At 38.7% G+C, this 1530-nt stretch carries 2 protein-coding genes; both read left to right on the forward strand.

The genetic code is table 11. The features are described 5' to 3' along the window. The first annotated feature begins 151 nt into the window (after window positions 1-151). On the forward strand, window positions 152-1096 hold the full coding sequence (locus BLR79_RS08715) for a DDE-type integrase/transposase/recombinase (protein WP_092087058.1): 945 nt from the start codon (window positions 152-154) through the stop codon (window positions 1094-1096). 305 nt (window positions 1097-1401) lie between these two features. Continuing rightward, window positions 1402-1530 (forward strand): helix-turn-helix domain-containing protein (locus BLR79_RS08980; protein ID WP_234970884.1); only part of this gene is annotated, 129 nt, incomplete at its 3' end.

Here is a 1530-nt window from a genome sequence, read left to right on the forward strand (position 1 = left end):
AAAAGTACGGTAGAGGAAAACCAACAATAATTTGACACTATCGCTATTCTAATTTGTTAGACGATAATACATATGTGACACAAAAATATAAAAAATAGGGAGCTTCTGGTACACTAAAGTTACTCAACCCACTTAGTGAAAGGAAGCTCCCATGAAAACTATTATAACAGAAGAAATGCGTTTAAGGAAACGAATTATTGACTATGCAATCAAACACAATAATAATGCCGCAGCCGCACGTCGATATCATACCTCACGACAAAATGTGAAACGTTGGCGCGATCGCTATGACGGCACTTGGGATAGCTTGAAAAATCAATCAACTCGGCCACATTCACATCCGGCACAACACACCCAAGAAGAACTAGACCTCATCCAATGTAAATATCAACGTTATGGCCATGAAGGGTTGGCTGAAGTTTACGTTCAATGTAAAAAGGCTGGTTATATACGTAGTTATGACAGTATGTGCAAGCAAATACGTGAGCACGGTTGGAATAAAACAGAGAAAGTTGCTAAGAAAAAATATCCTAAATCGACTTGGAAACCTGATATAGTCACTTATCCGGGAGAAAAGGTACAAATAGATATTAAATATGTTCCGATGGATTGTTTAAAATTTGATACACATGGTATTCGCTATTATCAAATTACAGCGATTGATGAATATTCTCGCAAGCGTTACTGTGAGATTGTCGATGAAAAATCAGTCACTCATACGGCCTCATTTCTTATAAAGTTAGAAGACGGGCTTGGTTTTAAGGTGACAACCGTACAAACAGATAACGGACGTGAGTTCACCAATGATCCTGCTGTAACAACAAAGTTGACTCTGTTTGAAGAGATACTACAAGAAAAAGGGATTGATTATAAAAATACACGACCTTATTCGCCATGGCAAAATGGAATTGTTGAAAGAAGTCATCGAGAAGATGGCGAACGATTTTATAATCGCCGCGAATTTTCAAATATTGAGGCTTTGAAGAAAGCTCATCGTCGCTATATCAACCGAGGGAATAATATCCATCGAAAAGTATTAGAATTTAAGTCACCGAATGAAATTGTGGAAGAATACTTTAGTAATAAGGCTGCTTAGGCTAGCAACAAGTGTCTCACATCTGTGGTCAGTGTCAAGGATCGTTTCACTTTCCTCCTTGACACTGACCACAGATGTGAGTGCTAAAAGCTAGCGCCTAGGCAAGCCCAAAAAGAAGCACCTCGTGTAACATATGTTTGACAACTCTAGATGTCGGACGGAGAAATTACGGAGAATGTAAGGGTATCATACATATGTGACACGAAAACATAAAAAAAAGAGGAGCTTCTGGTACACTATATTTAACGAATAAAAAACAATAGTGTGAAAGGAAGCTCCCCATGAAGTCAATTATAACAGAAGAAATGCGATATAGGCAAAAAGTTGTTGAGTATGCGGAAAAATATGATAATAACGCCAAAGCAGCCCGTCGTTATGGCACAAGCCGTCAAAACGTCCAACGTTGGCGCAAGCGTTACGATAAGACGTGGGAT

It is taken from the genome of Dolosicoccus paucivorans (assembly GCF_900100125.1).
Taxonomy (GTDB): Bacteria; Bacillota; Bacilli; order Lactobacillales; family Aerococcaceae; genus Dolosicoccus; species Dolosicoccus paucivorans.

Excerpts from the sequence above, each read along its gene's own strand:
- BLR79_RS08715 (WP_092087058.1), top strand. The coding sequence starts at position 152 with ATGAAAACTATTATAACAGAAGAAATGCGTTTAAGGAAACGAATTATT.